Origin of the sequence: Halomonas sp. Bachu 37 (assembly GCF_039691755.1) — a bacterium.
Taxonomy (GTDB): Bacteria; Pseudomonadota; Gammaproteobacteria; order Pseudomonadales; family Halomonadaceae; genus Vreelandella; species Vreelandella kashgarensis.
In genome coordinates this window covers 1,203,648-1,222,353 of sequence record NZ_CP137552.1, presented here as the reverse complement: position 1 = coordinate 1,222,353, position 18,706 = coordinate 1,203,648, and the positions used below count along the sequence as shown (strand labels likewise).

Genomic DNA, 18,706 nt, shown 5'->3' with positions numbered 1-18,706 from the left:
TAAGAATCGTCTGTCTAATTCATTTTAGTTATTAAAGGCGACGTTACTTTCGATCGCTCTTGCGCACCAGGTAGTCGCCCAGGCTTTGAAAGCCCTGCACCATCACGACCAGGATGACGACAGTTATTATCATGATGGTCGGGTTGAAGCGATTGTAGCCATAGCGTATCCCCAGGTCCCCGAGGCCACCGCCACCCACGGCACCGGCCATGGCGGAATAACTGACCAGTGTCACCAGGGTGATGGTCAAGCCGGTGATGATGCCGCCTCTGGCTTCGGGCAAAAGTACTTTCCGCACGATTTGCCAGGGAGTGGCGCCCATGGACTGGGCGGCTTCGATCAGTCCAGGCGAGAGCTCGTTGAAAGCTCCCTCCACCAGGCGGGCGACAAACGGAATGGCGGCAATGGTGAGGGGAACCGAAGCGGCGTTGATGCCGATCGACGTTCCTACCAGCATCCGGGTGAAGGGGATAATGGCCACCATCAAGATGATGAACGGCACCGAGCGGCCAATATTGGTGACGACGCCCAATATCTGGTTAAGGATAGGCATGGCGAGTATCTGCCGGGGCCGGGTGACATACAGCAGTATGCCCAGCGGTACGCCAAGCAGAGTGGAGATCACGCCTGAAACCGCCACCATGTAGAGGGTGTCCAGCGTGGCCTGGAAAATCAGATCAATCATCGCGCTGGACATGCCCAAGGACCTCTACGTGTAGTTGATGGGATTCAAGATATTGCATGGCTTGACGTGTCTGTTCGCTGCTGCCGAGCAGCTCGGCGATCATCAATCCCAGGGTGCGATCCTGGATCGATTCTACCTTGGCCTGAAGAATGCTGACATCGACACCACAGTCGCGTGCCAGGCGAGAGATCAAGGGCGTGGAAACCGCATCGCCGGAAAATGTCAGGCGTACCACGGGATGGCTATCCTCCGTGGCGGATGGAAGCAGGCGCTCCATGAGCGCCGCGGGCGGTTCCAGTTGCAAAAAGTCATTGAGAAATTCTCGCCCCAGTTGGGTGCGTGGCGCAGTGAAGAACTCGCCGACTTCGGCTTCCTCGACCAGCTGGCCGTCTGAGATCAAACTGACCCGGTGACAAATCGATTTTACCACTTCCATCTCATGGGTAATGAGTAGAATGGTGAGGTTGAGCTTCTGGTTGATATCCCGCAACAGCTCCAGGATGGAGCCGGTGGTTTGCGGGTCCAAGGCCGAAGTCGCTTCATCGCATAGCAGCACGCGGGGCTCACTCGCCAGCGCCCTGGCAATCGCCACCCGCTGCTTCTGGCCACCGGAAAGCTGGGCGGGGTACTGGCTTGCCTTGTCCTGTAATCCGACCAATTCAAGCAGCGGCAGGACACGCTGTCGAATGGCCTGACGCTTGGTGCCCATCAACTCCAGGGGGAGGGCGACGTTGTCATATACCGTACGGGTGGTGAGTAGATTGAAGTGTTGAAATATCATGCCAATACGATGGCGGGCCTTGTTGAGCTGCGGGGCGCTCAAACGGGTCATCTCCTGACCGTCCACAATGACTCGGCCGGAACTGGGGCGCTCCAGGAGATTGACGCAGCGGATCAAGGTGGACTTGCCTGCCCCCGATAGGCCTATCACGCCATGGACCTGGCCGGCAGGAATATGCAGATCGACGTTTTGCAAGGCCTGGACGGCGGCATCGCCGGTTCCGTAGGTCTTGGTGATGTTTTCCAATTGAATCATGTGGCGTCTGCCTTGTGGTAGGCCGAAGACGGAATGCGAGGGGCAAGCGTAGGGCGGGAAACAAAAAAAGGCCACCCTGGCGGGTGGCCATCAACGCTGGACACACCCTTTTAGCTGCACTTCACTGGAAGCTTCCAGCGGACGCCCGCAATCTGGGTTCAAATCGGCGTCGTAATAATTGCGGCGAAAGTCTAGGTAGTACCTTGAAGATTGTCAATCGTTCGCCAGGTTTTTATGACGGATGGGAGTTGCTTGGTCGTAACGCCTAAAATTCTTCAATCTGAGAGTTTATCTTTCTTTTAGTCGCTCTCTTGGGTCTCGATATGCTCGGGCTCCGGTTACCTTGAGGGCCGGTATCGACGCACATATGACGAAAGGCATAAGTGCGTTTGCTGGCGCCTGCAAGCATGGGGAGGCATCCTAATGCACAATTATCACTTGTCATCAGTTTGGCCGCGAGTTAATGGCGTCGCCTAGTAAGGAGAGTTCATGTTTACCGGTATCGTGCAAGGTGTGGCGGAGGTAGTGGAGATTCGCCAGTTGGAGGCGTTTCGCACCCATGTCGTGAAAATGCCTAACGATCTGTGTACGGGCCTGGCCCTGGGAGCCTCGGTCGCTCATAACGGGGTATGCCTGACGGTGACGCACATCGACGACAATCGTATCAGCTTCGATTTGATGCGCGAGACGCTGCAATTGACCAATCTTGGTGCATTAGACGTTGGTGATTGCGTCAATATAGAGCGAGCTGCGCGTTTCGGCGATGAAATTGGTGGTCACGCCATGTCGGGTCATGTGCTGGGGATGGTGGAGCTGGTGGAGTTGGAAGAAGCCCCCAACAATCGGCGCCTGTGGTTTGGCTTGCCTGCCGAAATGGGGCGTTTCGTCTTCGAGAAAGGCTATATCGGCGTGGATGGTATCAGCCTTACGGTCGGCGCGGTAACGGCCGCGAACGATAGTGAGCATGCCCGGTTCTGTGTCAATCTGATTCCTGAGACCCTGGCGCGCACTACCTTGGGCACAAGGGGCCCTGGCGATTACGTCAATATCGAAGTCGATCCCCAGACCCAGGCAATCGTGGAAACGGTGGAACGGGTACTGGCTGCCCGACACGGGTAAGATGGCCGTGCTCATAACAATACGGTAAGCGATCGCGGCTGACGTATTGGCTGTTATTGACCGATCGGTTAAAAGTGGCCCGGCGTTTGCTTGATAATAATCAGCGGGTCTCGGACCCGTTTACGAATGCCGCCATGTCCCGGTCTCGCATCCAGCGAGGCCTTTCGGTAATATGTGCGGCTTTTCTCGCATCTCCAACGCTTCAAGGCGTTACGCGCGCAGGATAACGACACAAATGAAACGTTTACTGGACAACTATTTCAAGCTCACCGAGCACAAGACGAACGTTAAGACTGAGATTATCGCCGGGATCACCACCTTCCTGACGATGGCCTACATTATTTTCGTCAACCCCAGCATTCTTTCCGAAGCGGGAATGGATTATGGGGCAGTGTTCGTGGCGACTTGTCTGGCGGCTGCCGTGGGCTGTCTGATCATGGGGCTGTGGGCAAATTATCCCATCGCCCAGGCCCCGGGTATGGGCTTGAATGCCTTTTTCACTTACGGCGTCGTGCTTGGCATGGGTTACAGCTGGGAAGCCGCCCTGGGTGCGGTGTTCTTCTCGGGCTTCTGTTTTTTTCTGCTGAGCATCTTCCGCATTCGCGAGTGGATCATCAATTCCATACCACTCTCCCTGCGCTTGGGCATCGCCGCCGGTATCGGTCTGTTCCTGGCCATGATCGCGATGAAAAACGCGGGAATCGTGGTGGCCAATCCGGCGACTTATGTTGCCTTGGGTGACCTCTCCGAGCCGGCTGCCCTGTACGCATTTTTGGGATTCTTCGTGATTACGGCACTTGCCTACCTGAACGTTACCGGCGCGGTCATGATCGGCATCCTCGGCGTTACCGTGCTTTCGATGGTGCTGGGGCACAACGAATACGGCGGCTTCATGTCGATGCCTCCCTCCATCGCGCCCACGTTCATGGCCATGGACCTCATGGGTGCATTGGACGTGGCGATGCTGAGCGTCATCTTCGCGTTTCTGTTCGTGGATCTCTTCGATACTTCGGGTACGCTGATCGGTGTGGCCCAGAGGGGCAAGTTGCTGGACAAGGATGGCAAGCTGCCGCGAATCGGTCGCGCCATGATGGCCGACAGTGGAGCATCCATGGCAGGCGCCGCGCTGGGTACCTCCACCACCACCAGCTATATTGAATCCACGGCCGGTATCGTCTCCGGTGGTCGTACGGGGTTGACCGCGGTAGTGGTGGCGGCACTATTCCTTATCAGCTTGTTCTTCGCGCCCTTGGCCGGTTCCATACCCGCCTATGCCACCGCCGGGGCGCTGCTCTACGTGGCGGTACTGATGGCGGGCAGCCTGGCTCATGCCAATTGGGATGATGCCACTGATGCGGCTCCAGTGTTGATCGCAGCCTTGGCCATGCCGTTGACCTTCTCGATCGCCGAAGGCATCGCGCTTGGCTTTATCAGCTATGCTGGCATCAAGCTGCTGTCGGGTCGTTTCAAGGACCTCAATCCGGCTGTCATCTGTCTGGCGCTGCTGTTCGCGATCAAGTATCTGTTTCTGGATTAATCCGAGCCTTTGTTTTCCCTTCTATGAGAGACGCGATGAGCATCTACGGCGACTACATCAAGTCCGTCATCCGCACGGTTTCCGATTGGCCTGAACCCGGGGTCAATTTCCGCGACATTACACCGCTTCTGCAAAATAGCGCGGCATTTCGCAAGCTGATCGATAGCTTTGTTCATCGCTATCAGGAAATGAACCTGGATGCCATCGCGGCGATCGACGCGCGCGGCTTCATCATCGGGGCGCCGCTGGCCTATGAGCTGGGTTGCAGCTTTGTGCCGGTACGCAAGAAAGGCAAGCTGCCTTTCAAGACCATCAGCGAGACCTACACGCTCGAGTACGGTCATTCCGAAGTGGAGCTGCACGCCGATGCCTTCAAACCGCACGATCGAATTCTGTTGATGGATGATCTGATCGCTACCGGTGGCACAATGCTGGCCGCCGCCAACCTGATTCAGCGTAGTGGGGGACAAGTCGTGGAAACCGCCACCATCATCGACTTGCCCGAGCTGGGTGGTTCCGCCAAGATTCGCGAAGCCGGTTATGGTGTCTTCGCGGTTTGTTCCTTTACCGAAAACGAGTAACACCGACCCATGAGCAGCGAACGCTATCATCAACATTTCACCGTATCCTGGGATCAGCTTCATCGGGATGTACGTCAGCTATGCCATCAGCTGGTCGAACGTGACTTCAAGGGCATCGTGGCGATCACCCGGGGAGGCTTGATCCCGGCGGCATTGATAGCCCGTGAATTGAATGTGCGCCTGATCGATACCATCTGTATCAAGAGCTACGACCATATGGATCAAGGTGGTCTGGATATCATGAAGGGAGTCGACCACGACGGTGAAGGGTGGCTGCTCGTGGATGACCTGGTGGATACCGGCAAGACAGCGCGTGCGGTGCGCGAAATGCTTCCCAAGGCGCATTTCGTCACTATCTATGCAAAACCCGAGGGCCGCCCACTGGTGGACCAGTATCTGACGGAAGTGGGTCAACACTGCTGGATTCAGTTTCCCTGGGACATGGGCGTGGCATATGTCGAGCCCTTGGTGGATCAGGTGAAAAGGTAATGACGGCAAGCCCGCTTCCGGCCGACTGGAATCGTTATCTGGGTGACGAGTTCGATGCTGGCTACATGCGCGAACTGAAGCGTTTCCTGGCGGATGAGAAGGCCGCCAAGAAGGTCATCTATCCGCACTCTTCGAACTGGTTCCGGGCGTTTCAGTTGACCCCGCTGGAAAGCGTCAAGGTTGTCATTCTGGGGCAGGACCCTTATCACGGCCCCGATCAGGCGCATGGGTTGAGTTTCTCCGTGAAGCCGGGGGTTCGGGTACCACCGTCCCTGGTCAATATCTACAAGGAATTGGCCGCAGACGTCGGATTCGTGCCGGTCAAGCATGGCTTTCTCGAACCCTGGGCGCGCCAGGGCGTGCTGTTGCTCAATGCCTCGCTGACGGTCGAACAAGGCAACGCCGGCGCCCACCGCGGAAAGGGATGGGAGGCGTTTACCGACAAGGCAATCCGCACAGTAAGTGAAAATGCCGAGCCTAGCGTATTTCTGCTGTGGGGCGCTCATGCCAGGCAGAAGAAGAGCCTGATCGACCAGCAGCGCCATCTCGTTCTGGAATCGCCACATCCTTCTCCGCTCTCCGCCCATCGTGGCTTTTTCGGTTCGCGTCAGTTTTCTCAAGCCAATGAGTTCCTGGCACTCAATGGCCGTGAGCCGATTGATTGGCAGTTACCTGATTCCCCTTAACCTTGACGCTGGTTGAGAGTAGAATGGCGCGCAATTTTATGTGTGACCTACGACCAAGGTCGTTCCCGCTATCTGCCGCAATGAGGTTTGCCCCATGAGTGTATATGCCATTGATCATCCGCTGGTTCAGCATAAGCTGGGGCTGATGCGCGAAGTCGATCTAAGCACGAAAAGCTTTCGCGAACTAGCGGGAGAAGTGGCCAAGCTTCTCACCTATGAGGCAACCAAGGATCTGGAGCTGGAAACACACGAAATCGAAGGCTGGAACGGCGCGCCGATCGATACCCGACGCCTCAAAGGCAAGAAAGTCACCATCGTCCCCATTCTGCGGGCTGGGCTGGGCATGCTGGAAGGGGTGACGGACCTGATTCCCAGTGCTCGGGTCAGCGTCGTGGGGCTTTACCGCGATGAGGAAACCCTGCAGCCCGTACCTTATTTCGCCAAGTTCGCCAATGATATCGAAGAACGCATGGCGATTGTCATCGATCCCATGCTGGCCACAGGCGGTTCCATGGTCGCGACTCTGGACATGCTGCGTGACCGGGGTTGCAAGCATATGAAGGTGATCGTGCTGGTGGCGGCGCCCGAAGGTATCCGGCGTGTCGAGGAGGCTTACCCCGGCATCGAGATCTATACCGCCTCGGTTGACGAACGCCTGGATGAAAATGGTTACATCGTTCCCGGGCTCGGCGATGCCGGTGACAAGATATTTGGAACCCGATAAGCGTTCCGTTCGATAAAGCCCCTTGCGCAGCCAGCGTCGGGGGTATTTTTTTGTCCTGATGATTCTCATGGAGCCAAAAAAGATGAGTGTCCCTCCCTCTGCCGCCAAGGCGGATTCCACACTTCATACTCTGTTGACCGGGGCGCAAATGCTATTTGTGGCCTTTGGCGCGCTGGTATTGGTGCCGTTGCTCACAGGCCTGGACCCGAGCGTGGCTCTGTTTACCGCAGGAGTGGGGACCCTGGCGTTCCATCTCGTCACGCGGCAGAGCGTGCCAGTTTTTCTTGCCTCGTCGTTTGCCTTCATTGCTCCCATCCAAGGCTCCATCGCCAACTTCGGTATTCCGGCGACGATGGGTGGCTTGATGGCGGCGGGGCTGGTCTACGTGGTGATTGCCCAGGCCGTCAGGCTCAAGGGAACCGCCTGGCTGCACCGGTTGCTACCGGCGGTAGTGGTGGGGCCGGTAATCATGGTGATCGGCCTGGCATTGGCACCGGTGGCAGTGAGCATGGCCACGGGGGAAACCAGCGACAACATCGATTATCCTGCCGCCATCTTTCTTTCCATGGCCAGCTTACTGGTAACCTTGGTGCTGGCGGTGTTCGGACGCGGCCTGCTGCGTCTCATTCCTATCATGGGTGGCATCGTCACGGGATATTGCCTGGCCTTGTTGATGGGAGTCGTGGATTTCACTCCGGTACGCGAGGCAGCGTGGGTATCACTGCCCAACTTTACCGCCCCAGCGTTCCATTGGGCGGCCATTCTGTTCATGATTCCGGTCGCTATCGCCCCGGCCGTCGAACATATCGGCGACATGGTGGCGATCGGCTCGGTAACACGCCGCAATTATCTGGAAAAACCGGGGCTGCACCGTACCTTGTTGGGTGATGGTCTGGCCACCACGATAGCGGCGCTGTTCGGTGGCCCGCCGAACACCACCTATTCCGAAGTGACAGGGGCGGTGACGTTGACCCGTGCCTTCAATCCCAAATACATGCTGGTAGCAGCGGTGATTGCTATTCTGCTGGCATTCGTTTCCAAGCTCGGCGCCTTGTTGCAGACCATTCCCGGCCCGGTCATGGGGGGCATCATGACGCTGTTGTTCGGCTCGATTGCCGTAATCGGCATGAACACGCTGGTACGCGCTGGGGCGTCGCTTACCGCGCCGCGCAATCTGGTGGTGGTCTCCTTGATTCTGGTCTTCGGCATCGGCGGGATGCAGTTCGGTGGCGGACAATTCACGCTACAAGGCGTCAGCCTGGCGGCCCTGGTGGGCATCGTGTTGAACTGGCTGCTGCCCAGGGCGGGAGACGATGAGTAGGATCTCGTGCGCACCCGGACGCCATGAGATCACCGGCGTCATTCTCGCCGGTGGCAGAGGGCGGCGCATGGGCGGCGTGGACAAGGGGCTGGAAAGCCTGGCCGGGGTGGCGTTGGTCGATCATGTCATGGCGCGGCTCCAGGGGCAGGTCAATGACATCATCATCAGCGCCAATCGCCACTGCACTGAATACTCCCGCCGCGGCGTGACTGTGGTATCGGATGAGCAGAAGGGGTATCAAGGTCCGCTGATGGGAATCCAGGCGGGATTGAAAACCAGTCCTACCCGGTGGGTGCTATTGGTGCCTTGCGATACTCCCGTCTTGCCCCTTGACCTGGTCGCGCGTCTGGCGGCAGGCATCGGCAAGGCCGATATCGCCGTGGCGCATGATGGTGAACGCAACCATCCAGTGGTGGCACTTTTGCACCGAGGGCTTGTCGATAGCCTGAAACAGGCCTTGGCTAGAGGGGAGCGCAAGGTGACCACCTGGTTTGCAACTCACAAGGTCATGGAAGTGGATTTCAGCGATTGTCCCGACGCATTCATCAATTTGAATAGCCTCGACCAGTGCCAAGCGCTGGAAGCGCGATTAAACGAGACACACTACCGTGAGAGAGGATAAGAAACATGTCCACACCGGCCACGTTGCGATTCGAACCGGAGTTCCCTCTGTTGGGAATTGCTGCGTGGAGTGGTACCGGCAAGACCACGTTATTGGAAACGCTCTTGCCTTTGCTGCGTTTACGAGGGTTGTGCGTGGCCGTTATCAAGCATGCTCATCATGAATTCGACGTGGACCAGCCGGGCAAGGATAGCCATCGCCTGCGTGTTGCCGGTGCGAGTCCCATGCTGGTAGCGTCGCGCAACCGTTTTGCCTTGATGATGGAAACGCCCGGTCAGCAGGAGCCTGACCTGGCCCACTTGATTCATTCGTTATATAGCCACGAACCCGACTTGATTCTGGTGGAGGGGTTCAAGAACTGGCCGATTCCCAAGTTGGCACTTTATCGCGAGTCGGTCGGTTCCGATCAGCTTGTCAACCAGAATGGCTGGATAAGGGCGGTGGCGTCGAACTGTCTGGATGAACTGGCGCTCGCCGATGACGTGGCGAGATTGGAACTTGACGATATTAGCGCAATCGCCGATTGGGTGGCGGCCTGGCCGGCCAAGTGGAAGCAAGAGATAAGTCGAGGCCTGACCGAAGACAAGCCGACACGATAAGCCGTGGCGTCTGCATCAGGTTTACGAGACGATACACAGCCATACAGCCATGAAGAGGGAGACAAGATGCCACTGACGCACCTTAACGCGCATGGGGAAGCCAACATGGTGGATGTTGGAGACAAGCCAGAAAGCCACCGGGAGGCCGTGGCATCGGGGCGAATCAACATGCAGCCCGCAACATTGGCGCTGCTGGCTGAAGGTGGGCTGCCCAAGGGCGATGTCCTGGCCACCGCGCGTATCGCCGGAATACAGGCGGCCAAGCGAACTCACGAGCTGATTCCGCTTTGCCATTCCCTGGCGCTGTCCAAGGTGTCAGTCGATTTTACGCTGGATTCCTCGCGCTCTTGCGTGGAAGTGAAGGCTACCTGCCGCCTGCATGGACGCACCGGTGTGGAAATGGAAGCATTGACGGCGGTTTCCGTGGCGTGTCTCACCCTGTACGACATGTGCAAGGCCGTCGACAAGGATATGCGGATCGAAGCTATCCAGCTGGATAAGAAGCAGGGCGGCAAGAGCGGTGATTATCAGCGTGAAAATAAAAACGTTGCGCCCGTGCCGATTGTCACCGGAGAAGGCGCGACGGGAGAAGTATCGTTGGGTGAGCGTTGTCCTTCCCCCTGTGTGCGGATCAAGTTCCTCGCCGAACTGCGGGAACGCCTGAATATCAATGACATTGTGCTAAGTCTGGATAGCTTACCCAGGCGTGATGTGGCGGGTTTGAAGTCGGCGCTTGTGCAGCGCGATTCTCGTTTCGCTTTATTGAGTGAGGAGCGGGTACTTTGTGCGGTCAACCAGGTCATGGCAAATGACACTACACGGGTCACCGATGACGATGAAGTGGCCTTCTTCCCGCCTGTGACGGGAGGATGATGTAGCCATGCAGCTATCGGTAAAGGTTCAGGAAGAACACTTTGATATCGGCCACGAGCAGCAGGCATTGCTGGCTGGCAATACGCATATTGGTGCGGTGGTTAGTTTCACTGGTCTGGTGCGGGATTTCAATGAAACCCCCGAGGTGACGGGTTTGACACTCGAGCACTATCCGGGAATGACGGAAGCCAGTCTTGACGCTATCGCCCAGGAGGCAGCGCGGCGATGGACGCTGGACGGTGTGCGAATCATCCATCGGGTGGGCTATCTAAGTCCGGGCGATCCTATCGTGCTGGTAATGGTAACCGGGGCACATCGACGAGAGGCATTCTGCGCTTGTGATTTCATCATGGACTTCCTCAAGACCCGGGCGCCTTTCTGGAAAAAGGAGCACGCCGAAAAGGGCGCTTATTGGGTAAAGGAGCGTGCCTCGGACCAGCGGGACGCTCAGCGTTGGGAGGCATTTGATGAAAAATAGGCGCTGGTCGTACTCCTTGCCAAGTCTCTGTTGATCGTTATACTTTTTTACACAACAAGATGAATCTTGCTGTTTCACCAGAAAGCGATCATGGATTTCAACTAATGTCTCAAGGAGTAAAGTATGGCAGGCGAGACGCTGGAACAATTTGCCCGAAACAAGAATGTCGCCCGTGCCGCTGCGCGACAATTGAGCATGGAACAGTTGAATAAACTGGCCACGGTCATTCAGGAGGTCATCGAACACAAGCAGCAGCTGGAGATCGAGCGTCGTCAACAAGAGGCAAGGAAGGAAAAAAAGCTTGCGGAGATTCGCGAGGCCATGGAAAGCGCAGGATTGTCGATGGATGACCTGATTGCTGAAACACCCAGGCGCGGCCGTCCTCCCAAGAAGAAATAAGCGAAGATGATACCTACATCGCTTGCGGTGTACTGACAACCATCCCGACCTGGCTCAGGAATCGGCGGGCATTTCCGCTGCCATTATCTGCAAATGGACATCGGGCATACGATGCAGGTGTTCGGCAAGCCAACCTATCAAGCGGGGTTGCAACGCTAACCTCAGTTCTGCCAGCGTCTCGGCATGTATCTCCTCCACTTGCTCGTCCAGCCAGTCGGTAAAGCTTTGTTCATCCATCGGGCTCGTTTCACTATTATCCAGAATCAGCCTGCCGATGCGACTCCAGCCGGTTTCAGTAGCGGTAACCGAAAGAGCCAGGTAAAGACTGCCGTGGCGTCTGTTTCTATTGTTCGCTTCAAGCCCTGGGTGGGGAACCACGCTGTTCTGGCTGACGATGCAGGGTGGCTGAGGATGACGGCGCTCGAGGTTAAGCCCATCGTTGTCGAAGCGAATGAGATCGCCATTGACCGGCGCCAAGGGTGCCTCGATGCCCAGCTCGGAGGCAAGTTGCTGATGGGCCTGCTGATGACGCGCTTCCCCATGGACGGGCAGCAAGTGACCCGGCTGAAGCCACTGATAAAGTTTCTTGAGTTCCTCTTGCGCCGGGTGCCCAGTGGCATGCAGTTCGGGATGAGAGAACTCGTCATAAACTGTTACGCCGAGACGGTCGAGGCCTTGCTTCAAACGCTCGATGAGGCGCTCGTTTCCGGGAATCGCCTTTGCCGAAAAAATGACGCTATCGTCAGGCTTCAATTCGAAAAGCGGGTGGTGTCCCTGGACCAGGCGATGCAGTGCCGCTCGCGGTTCGCCCTGGCTACCGGTGGCAATGACCACGATTTCGTCGGGAGGCAAGTAACCCAGATCGTGGAGAGGAACGAGAGAGGGAAAGTCTTCAAGGTAACCCAGACCGCGTGCGACCGACACCATGCGCTCCATGGAGCGTCCCATCAGACTGACTCTACGCCCGCAACGTCTTGCCGCCTGGCCGATTGCGCTGATTCTCGCCAGGTTGCTGGCAAAGCATGACACCACGACTCGGCCGGGACATTGGCGCAAGGTGCGCTCCAGGGCGGCAGCGACCTCGCCTTCGCTCCCTGAATGGCCGGGCATCGGTGCGTTGGTGGAATCGCCGACCACCAGGTCGACGGGAGCCAGGGCGCGAAATTGCGCTGCCGTTACCGGAGTGCCGATTAACGGATCCGAGTCGAGTTTCCAGTCACCAGTATGCAGTAGACGGTATGGACCAACCGATACCATCAAGGCGCAGCTTTCGGGAATGGAGTGGGTGACTGGCAGGTAGCGCAAGGTAAAGGGACCGCTTTCCAGGGCCTCGCCGGGTTCGACGATATGTATTGCGGCGGGACTCAAGTTGCGCTCGGCGAATTTCAAGCGTAGCAGCGCCCCAGCCAGTGGTGTGGCGTAGATGGGGCATCCCCAGTGTGGCCACAACCAGGCTACCGCGCCAATATGATCTTCATGTCCATGGGTGATGAAAAGGGCCTGGGGGATGATGCCCAGGGCCTTGGCCGTATCCAGATTGGGGACCTGAAGAGGAGAATCGGGCAGGTCCTGCCGAATCATCATGCCGCAATCGATACTGATCCAGTGTGAATCGTAAGCGTAAAGGCTCAGATTCATCCCGATTTCACCACAGCCGCCCAGTGGCAAGAAGTGCAGTGGCTGGCGACGGCGGGGGCGAACATGAACACGCGGTGAAAACATTGATAAACGTAAACCTTGAATGTAGATCGTAACTATACGGGATTGAAGCAAGGTCTCACAATCGGAAGGCGAGAGGCGGTGCGTGGCGTCTCGGGTTTCGCTAGACTAGGCCGCATCGTTGTCGGTTCCGCTCAGCGTCAAGCGCCGCGGGACTCGATCTTTTTCGTCTTCCCCTAAGATGGTTGGTTCATGTCTCATTATTATCGCTTGATTGTTTCCTGCCCCGACAAGGTCGGGATTGTCGCTCGAGTATCGGGCTTTATTGCCCAGCAGGGAGGATCGATCACCGAGGCCAGCCAGCATTCCGATCTCGAGACCGGGCGCTTCTTCATGCGTTACGAAATTCTGGCCGATTCGCTGGAGATGTCGTCTGCCTCTCTGCGGCTAGCCTTCGAACCGGTGGCCCGGGAATTCGAGATGCAATGGGCTCTGACCGATACGCGAAAGCGACAGCGGGTGGTGCTGATGGTCTCCCGGGAGTCCCACTGCCTGGTGGACTTGCTGTATCGCTGGCAGGCGGGGGAGTTGGACTGCGATATCGTCGGGGTGATTTCCAACCACGACGATATGCGCTCCTTGGCGGAGTGGTATGGCATCACGTATTACCATGTGCCGGTGGATCCAGCCGACAAGGAGTCCGCTTTTGCCAAGGTTCAGGCCTGTATCGACGCAATGGAAGCCGACTGTATCGTCCTGGCTCGCTACATGCAGATATTGCCCCCGGCGCTATGCCAGCGCTATATCGGCAAGGTGATCAATATCCATCACAGTTTCCTGCCGTCTTTTGCCGGTGCCAAGCCCTACCACCAGGCCTATGAACGGGGCGTTAAGCTTATCGGTGCCACCTGTCACTATGTCACTGAGGAACTGGATGCTGGGCCTATCATCGAGCAGGATATTCATCGAGTCAGCCATTGCCATACGCCAACGGACCTGGTGAGGTTCGGGCGGGATGTGGAGAAGGCAGTGCTGGCGCGAGGCTTGCGCTGGCATCTGGAAGATCGAGTGTTGATTCACGGCAACAAGACCGTGGTATTCAGTTAAGCGGACCCGACGGAGAAAAAGGGGTATGTCGTTTGACGAAGTGGTATTGGCTCCATGGGTGCTATGGCTTGGCGCGCTTCTGGCCGTCGGATTTGTATTGCTGGCGCTGCAGCAGCGCCCTTGGCGGACGCTAATAGAAGACTCTGCACTGCAGCATCGCTGGTTGGGAGCGACGGTCGCCATTGCCTTGATGTGGCAGATGCGTGCCCAGGCGGTCGACTGGTTGACCCTTCATCTGGTTTTTACCGCCCTGATGACGCTGCTGTTCAAGGCGCCCCTGGCCCTGATTACCAACGTGCTGGTGAATGGCGCCATGATCGCGATCGGGCGCAATGACTGGCCGCTGCTGGGCGTCAACATCCTGGTCACCGGTGTGATACCGGCGCTGGTGGTGGTGGTGGTCTGGCGCCTGGTGGATCGCTATCTACCCGACCATCTGATGGTTTATATCTTTGTGTGTGGCTTCTTTGGGTCCGCTCTGGCGACCCTGGCGGGTGGGTTGACTGTCGTATTGGCGGTCTGGGCGGGAACGACGAGTCCCGACGCCTTCTACCTGGCGCAGGAGTATGCGCGGTTCTTGCCGTTACTGATGCCCTCTGAGGCGCTTATCACCGGCATGCTGTTCAGCATCATGGTGGTGTATCGTCCCGAATGGGTGGCCACCTTGAACGGCCACCGCTACATCGATACCAAATGACGAGGAGTAAGTAAGGAGTGATGCATCCTTGCGACAGTCCCTGTCTCGCTAGCCCAAGGCCTGGCCATTGCCGCCACGGATGACGCCGACACCCACACCTTCTATTTCCAGGGGCTGATGGCGTAGATCCACTTCGATAGCAGGGAAATCGGCATTTTCCGCTTCAAGCGTCACTCGGTGACCCTGACGCAAGAAACGTTTCACCGTGACTTCCTCTCCCAGACGGGCTACGACGATCTGGCCGTTACGTACCTTCTCGGTACGATGCACCGCAAGCAAATCGCCCTCCAGAATGCCGGCATCCTTCATCGATAAACCGCGCACGCGCAACAGGTAATCTGCACGGGGAGTGAAGTACTCAGGAGGCAGCGGGCAGTAACGATCGATATGCTCAGCGGCGAGTACCGGACTGCCGGCTGCAACTTCACCGATCACCGGCAAGCCTTGTGGAAAGGTGGCTTCCGCCGGGCTTTCCGTCCCTTCCATAAGCTCCGCCGGTTCCTGTGGCTCCTGCGAGGGGAGGCGGATACCACGGGAAGTATGGCGAATGATGCGTATCGCCCCCTTGCGCTCCAGCGCCCGTAGATGCTCTTCTGCAGCATTGGGTGAGCGAAAGCCAAGCGCTTTGGCGATCTCTGCCCGTGTCGGCGGATATCCCAGCTCGTTCATGGTCTTTACGATGAAGTCGTAGACATGTTGTTGGCGAGCTGTTAAGGGTCGAGACATGGCAAGCTCCATGGAGTCGTCAAGTTGCTGAAAATGGTCGTGTTAACATTACACTAATGGTTAAGTATACAGCATGTTGCTCTGTCCAGTATATGACCCAATCCGACCTATCATGTTCCGTCCTGTTCAAGCTCTAGTTCGTCAGTACTACTCGTCAGCTTCAGTCGTGCGTTTTAAAATAGAATTTACTAATTGAAATTCCACGGCATTTCAATCGTTGAGAGTCGATCTGCAATAACGTAAGCTTTTGTTCTGTTTTAAACATACGTTTATCCGGAGAGCTCCCCTATGGCCCAATCTGATACCGTTACCCGTATTCTCGATACGGCGGAGGTGCTGTTTGCCGAAAGGGGGTTTGCGGAGACATCCTTGCGCAATATCACCAGCAAGGCGAAGGTCAACCTGGCGGCGGTCAATTATCACTTCGGTTCCAAGAAAGCATTGATACAAGCCGTTTTTTCCCGCTATCTCGATCCCTTTACCCAGCGCTTTCATGCGGCTCTGGATGAGTTGGAAAACCGTTACAACGGACAAGTCATCCCGCTGGAAGAACTGCTCGAGACCATGGCCAGGACGGTTCTGGAAGTACCGGCGGAACGCAACAGCCTAAAAGTGTTCATGCGTCTTCTGGGGCTTGCCTATAGCCAGGCCCAAGGACATTTGCGCCGGCATATCCAGTCGGAGTACGGGGAAGCTTTCACACGCTTTACCGAACTGGTCCGCCAGGCAACTCCCGAGCTGCCCGATGCCGAACGTTTCTGGCGCCTTCATTTCATGTTGGGGACGGTGATCTTCACGCTTTCGGGACTGGACGCTTTGCGCGACATTGCCGCCAAGGATTATCAGGAACAGGTAACGGTAAAGGATCTGGTTCGCCGCATGCGCCCGGTGGTGGTCGCGGCGATGAATGCACCGTTGCCGGAACCGGCAGGGGAGCGTCATGTACACGCCGCGACTTGAAACCCTTCCTCCGAAAGCTGCTGCCTGGGTGGAAATCGATATTGCCGACCAGTGCCTGGTGCTATGGCACGGTCAGGAGGTGCAATGGTCATGTCAGGTTTCCACGGCACAAGCGGGAACCGGCCAGGAGGAGGGTAGCGGCAGAACCCCGCTGGGATGGCACTATATTCGTGCCCATATCGGTCGGGAAAAGCCGCCGGGAAGTGTGTTTCGCGGCCGTCGGCCGACCGGTGAGATTTTTAGCGAAGCCTTGGCCGAGCGCTATCCCGAGCGCGACTGGATACTGACGCGGATCCTCTGGCTGTGCGGACTGGAGCCTGGTGTCAATCGGGGCGGGAGCGTGGATTCCCAAAGACGCTATATTTATCTGCATGGTACACCTCTCGACCAGCCGATGGGTGTCGCGCGCTCCCATGGTTGTATACGCATGCGCGACGCAGACCTTATGGCGCTGTTCGACCAGGCCAGGCCAGGCACTGCTGTATGGATTCACGGGTGAAATAACGGCGCTCATTCGTGAGAGGTGTGATGGAATCTCGAGGCTAATGGCTGTGTTTGCGTTGCTGTCGCATCCAGGCACCACTTTGGTCTAGAATTATCGCCCCATTTTCAGGATGTCACTCCATGACCCAGACGATCGGCTCCGTGATGCTCGACCTCGAGGGGACACACCTGACCAAGGATGATGAGCGGTTATTGCAGCATCCCGCCGTCGGTGGTGTGATTCTGTTTGCGCGCAATGTTGTCGATGGCACTCAAGTGCGTGAGCTATGCGCCGATATTCGCCGGATAAGGCCCGAGTTGTTGCTATCGGTGGACCAGGAGGGGGGGCGGGTGCAGCGCATCCAGTCCGGTGTGACGCGATTGCCGTCGATGGCCACTTTAGGCGGGCTTTATCAGGAAGATCCTGAAACCACGCTGCGTATCGCCAAGGACGCCGGATGGTTGCTGGGCATGGAGATGGCTGCTTGCGGACTCGATCTGAGCTTTGCCCCGGTGCTTGATGTTGATACCGGTGTTTCCAGCGTGATCGGCGATCGTAGCTTCGGTGCCGACCCCAAACGGGTGGCTCGCCTGGGGGAGGCCTTTATCCACGGCTTGCACGAAGCCGGCATGGCGGCGGTAGGAAAGCACTTCCCCGGCCATGGCGGAATAGCTGCCGATTCTCATCTGGAGTTGCCGGTGGATGAACGTTCGCTGGACACCCTGAAGGCCACCGATCTTGTACCGTTCACCCACCTTGCCTCCCAGCTGGATGGCATCATGCCGGCACATGTCGTCTACAGCGCCTTCGATTCGCGTCCCGCAGGGTTCTCGCCGAGCTGGCTGGGAATGTTGCGTGAGTCTCTGGGCTTCAAGGGCTGTATATTTTCCGATGACTTGAGCATGGCCGGTGCCCACGAGGCGGGGAGCCCCAGTGAGCGGGCTCGGGCCGCGCTGGATGCCGGCTGCGACATGCTGCTGGTATGCAACGACCGCGAGGCGGCGGTTGAGGTGCTGGAAAGTTGCGAGAGCCTAGATTGCCGTCGAGCTGCAAAATTGCGCTATGGCCGAGCCAGGCCGAATCTGGAAGCCCTGACCGCTCTGGCCCGATGGCGTCGCACCCATGCCCGTCTCGAGGCACTTGCCGCCGAGGGCTCTAGCTGATCCATCGGCGCATTAGGTCTGTGCGAGTTCCATCCTGTTCATGTCGCTAGGGTCCGCAATAGATTTCAAGCGTTTTTACCCATAACCGTTTTACTCATGACGGTTATGTCTATGTTTTTATGTATATGTTTTTCCCATCAGTTACCAATGGAGCAGTGCAGCAATGCCGAAGCTGGATAAGGAGGCGTTAGAGTCTCTTGCCACCATGCGTGAGGTCATGGATAACGCCGATTGCCTGATTTCCCAAGAGGAAGTCGAGCTTGCCCTGGATCGAATGGCCGCAGAAATTACCCGGGACCTGGGCGATAAACTGCCCGTATTCTATTGCGTGATGAATGGCGGCTTGATCACTACCGGCCATCTCTTGACTCGTCTGGGTTTTCCCCTGGAAGTGGATTACCTGCATGCCACCCGGTATCGCAATGAGTTGCGTGGCGGAGAGCTTTTCTGGCGGGTCTCGCCCGAGATTCCCATGGCGGGGCGTCACGTCGTGATCGTCGATGACATTCTGGACGAAGGCGCGACGTTGGCGGCGATCCTGGCCTACTGCCGAGAGGCCAAGGCAGCCAGCATCACCACCGCGGTTCTAGTCGACAAGACTCACGATCGCAAGGCGGTGCCGGGGCTCAAGGCCGATTACTGCAGCCTGGAAGTCGTGGACCGTTATGTGTTCGGTTTCGGCATGGACTACAAGGGCTACTGGCGCAACGCACCCGGCATCTTCGCTCCCAAGGGGCTATGACTCAGCGCCCACAGCCATG

Annotated in this window: 22 protein-coding genes; 18 read left to right on the top strand and 4 right to left on the bottom strand. The window is 57.2% G+C overall.

What is annotated here, in order from left to right; genetic code table 11:
• Window positions 1-43: 43 nt before the first annotated feature.
• Window positions 44-697, bottom strand: coding sequence for a methionine ABC transporter permease (locus R5M92_RS05630; protein WP_346798485.1), 654 nt, complete (start codon window positions 695-697; stop codon window positions 44-46).
• Window positions 678-1,721, bottom strand: coding sequence for a methionine ABC transporter ATP-binding protein (locus R5M92_RS05625; RefSeq protein ID WP_346798484.1), 1,044 nt, complete (start codon window positions 1,719-1,721; stop codon window positions 678-680). Before R5M92_RS05625 ends, R5M92_RS05630 begins: the two co-directional genes overlap by 20 nt.
• A 489-nt stretch (window positions 1,722-2,210) precedes the next feature.
• Between R5M92_RS05625 and R5M92_RS05620 the strand changes: the two genes are divergently transcribed.
• The 12 genes from R5M92_RS05620 (at window position 2,211) to R5M92_RS05565 (ending at window position 11,149) form a co-directional block, all read left to right on the top strand.
• Window positions 2,211-2,840 carry a riboflavin synthase subunit alpha gene (locus R5M92_RS05620; protein WP_346798482.1) on the top strand — a complete coding sequence of 210 codons (630 nt, stop codon included), beginning with the start codon at window positions 2,211-2,213 and terminating at the stop codon, window positions 2,838-2,840.
• 235 nt (window positions 2,841-3,075) lie between these two features.
• On the top strand, window positions 3,076-4,377 hold the full coding sequence (locus R5M92_RS05615; protein ID WP_346798480.1) for an NCS2 family permease: 1,302 nt from the start codon (window positions 3,076-3,078) through the stop codon (window positions 4,375-4,377).
• A 35-nt stretch (window positions 4,378-4,412) separates the two neighbouring features.
• The gene (locus R5M92_RS05610; protein WP_346798479.1) at window positions 4,413-4,958 is read left to right on the top strand and encodes an adenine phosphoribosyltransferase; all 546 of its coding nucleotides are present in this window, start codon (window positions 4,413-4,415) and stop codon (window positions 4,956-4,958) included.
• A gap of 9 nt (window positions 4,959-4,967) precedes the next feature.
• A complete protein-coding gene (gene gpt / locus R5M92_RS05605) occupies window positions 4,968-5,447 on the top strand; it encodes a xanthine phosphoribosyltransferase (protein WP_346798477.1) in 480 nt (159 codons plus the stop codon).
• On the top strand, window positions 5,447-6,133 hold the full coding sequence (gene ung, locus R5M92_RS05600; RefSeq protein WP_346798475.1) for a uracil-DNA glycosylase: 687 nt from the start codon (window positions 5,447-5,449) through the stop codon (window positions 6,131-6,133). The genes gpt and ung overlap by 1 nt, the downstream gene beginning before the upstream one ends.
• Window positions 6,134-6,227: 94 nt before the next feature.
• Window positions 6,228-6,857, top strand: coding sequence for a uracil phosphoribosyltransferase (upp, locus tag R5M92_RS05595; protein ID WP_346798473.1), 630 nt, complete (start codon window positions 6,228-6,230; stop codon window positions 6,855-6,857).
• Between the two features lie 82 nt (window positions 6,858-6,939).
• Window positions 6,940-8,178 (top strand): uracil-xanthine permease family protein, encoded by a 1,239-nt coding sequence (locus R5M92_RS05590; RefSeq protein WP_346798472.1) that lies wholly within the window; start codon window positions 6,940-6,942, stop codon window positions 8,176-8,178.
• A complete protein-coding gene (mobA, locus tag R5M92_RS05585) occupies window positions 8,171-8,800 on the top strand; it encodes a molybdenum cofactor guanylyltransferase MobA (protein ID WP_346798470.1) in 630 nt (209 codons plus the stop codon). Before R5M92_RS05590 ends, mobA begins: the two co-directional genes overlap by 8 nt.
• Window positions 8,801-8,805: 5 nt before the next feature.
• Window positions 8,806-9,399: a molybdopterin-guanine dinucleotide biosynthesis protein B gene (mobB, locus tag R5M92_RS05580; protein WP_346798468.1), complete on the top strand. Its 594-nt coding sequence runs from the start codon at window positions 8,806-8,808 to the stop codon at window positions 9,397-9,399.
• 66 nt (window positions 9,400-9,465) lie between these two features.
• A complete protein-coding gene (moaC, locus tag R5M92_RS05575) occupies window positions 9,466-10,272 on the top strand; it encodes a cyclic pyranopterin monophosphate synthase MoaC (protein ID WP_346798466.1) in 807 nt (268 codons plus the stop codon).
• A 7-nt stretch (window positions 10,273-10,279) separates the two neighbouring features.
• Window positions 10,280-10,750, top strand: a complete 471-nt coding sequence (gene moaE, locus R5M92_RS05570; protein WP_346798464.1) for a molybdopterin synthase catalytic subunit MoaE — start codon at window positions 10,280-10,282, stop codon at window positions 10,748-10,750.
• 123 nt (window positions 10,751-10,873) lie between these two features.
• Entirely contained in the window at window positions 10,874-11,149 is a 276-nt protein-coding gene (locus R5M92_RS05565; RefSeq protein ID WP_346798462.1) for a hypothetical protein, read from the top strand.
• 54 nt (window positions 11,150-11,203) lie between these two features.
• Here the strand turns inward: R5M92_RS05565 and R5M92_RS05560 are convergent, their stop codons facing one another.
• On the bottom strand, window positions 11,204-12,787 hold the full coding sequence (locus R5M92_RS05560) for a ribonuclease J (protein WP_346799260.1): 1,584 nt from the start codon (window positions 12,785-12,787) through the stop codon (window positions 11,204-11,206).
• A 273-nt stretch (window positions 12,788-13,060) separates the two neighbouring features.
• On the opposite strand from R5M92_RS05560, the gene purU reads away from it, so the two are divergent.
• Both purU and R5M92_RS05550 read left to right on the top strand, forming a co-directional pair.
• A complete protein-coding gene (gene purU, locus R5M92_RS05555; RefSeq protein WP_346798460.1) occupies window positions 13,061-13,915 on the top strand; it encodes a formyltetrahydrofolate deformylase in 855 nt (284 codons plus the stop codon).
• 25 nt (window positions 13,916-13,940) lie between these two features.
• The gene (locus R5M92_RS05550) at window positions 13,941-14,612 is read left to right on the top strand and encodes an energy-coupling factor ABC transporter permease (protein WP_346798458.1); all 672 of its coding nucleotides are present in this window, start codon (window positions 13,941-13,943) and stop codon (window positions 14,610-14,612) included.
• 48 nt (window positions 14,613-14,660) lie between these two features.
• Here the strand turns inward: R5M92_RS05550 and lexA are convergent, their stop codons facing one another.
• Complete coding sequence (lexA, locus tag R5M92_RS05545) at window positions 14,661-15,338, bottom strand: transcriptional repressor LexA (RefSeq protein ID WP_346798456.1); 678 nt, start codon at window positions 15,336-15,338, stop codon at window positions 14,661-14,663.
• 288 nt (window positions 15,339-15,626) lie between these two features.
• On the opposite strand from lexA, the gene R5M92_RS05540 reads away from it, so the two are divergent.
• From R5M92_RS05540 to R5M92_RS05525, 4 genes are all read left to right on the top strand, one after another.
• On the top strand, window positions 15,627-16,298 hold the full coding sequence (locus R5M92_RS05540; protein ID WP_346798454.1) for a TetR/AcrR family transcriptional regulator: 672 nt from the start codon (window positions 15,627-15,629) through the stop codon (window positions 16,296-16,298).
• Window positions 16,279-16,797 (top strand): L,D-transpeptidase, encoded by a 519-nt coding sequence (locus R5M92_RS05535; RefSeq protein ID WP_346798453.1) that lies wholly within the window; start codon window positions 16,279-16,281, stop codon window positions 16,795-16,797. Before R5M92_RS05540 ends, R5M92_RS05535 begins: the two co-directional genes overlap by 20 nt.
• Before the next feature lie 125 nt (window positions 16,798-16,922).
• Window positions 16,923-17,945, top strand: coding sequence for a beta-N-acetylhexosaminidase (gene nagZ / locus R5M92_RS05530; protein WP_346798451.1), 1,023 nt, complete (start codon window positions 16,923-16,925; stop codon window positions 17,943-17,945).
• Window positions 17,946-18,108: 163 nt separating this feature from the next.
• Window positions 18,109-18,687: a hypoxanthine-guanine phosphoribosyltransferase gene (locus R5M92_RS05525; RefSeq protein WP_346798449.1), complete on the top strand. Its 579-nt coding sequence runs from the start codon at window positions 18,109-18,111 to the stop codon at window positions 18,685-18,687.
• The last annotated feature ends 19 nt before the right edge of the window (window positions 18,688-18,706 follow it).